Origin of the sequence: Vibrio sp. 10N.261.51.C6 (genome assembly GCF_041471785.1) — a bacterium.
GTDB classification, from domain to species: Bacteria; Pseudomonadota; Gammaproteobacteria; order Enterobacterales; family Vibrionaceae; genus Vibrio; species Vibrio crassostreae_C.
On record NZ_JBFRPB010000142.1, the window covers coordinates 1 to 431 of the forward strand.

Here is a 431-nt window from a genome sequence, read left to right on the forward strand (position 1 = left end):
GCGTGTACTGTGTCGAAACCTTTACCAGGTAGTAAGATTACGCCGGTTTCGTGAGCAAGACGGAATAGGAAGTCTTTACCTTTCTCGTTAGCTTTGAACCAGTCGACAAACTCTTGACCGTAAAGTTTGCCACCTAGCGTGTCTAGCTCTAGTAGTGTGTAGTAATCCACACGGTCTTTGTTCTCTTCGATTGCTACACCCATGTTTTTGTAAAGCGTTGTGTAGCGCTCACGGATGATGCGTTTACAAGCGGCTTTGTAGCGACCTTCTGAGTCCATTAGACAAGTTAGAGCAAACATCGCCATTTGCACTTGTTGCGGTAGAGATAGACCGGCAGTGTGATTCAAGGCTACGCTACGGCTATCCGCAACGATGCGGTCGATGAACTTAATGTCACGTGGCTCTGGAGTCAGTGTTTTGTAACGGTCATC

1 pseudogene is annotated in these 431 nt (G+C 47.3%); it reads right to left on the minus strand.

Features of this window, described 5'->3' with window-relative positions:
- A pseudogene (locus AB4375_RS21580) lies at positions 1–431 on the minus strand (bifunctional aspartate transaminase/aspartate 4-decarboxylase); the annotation flags it as partial.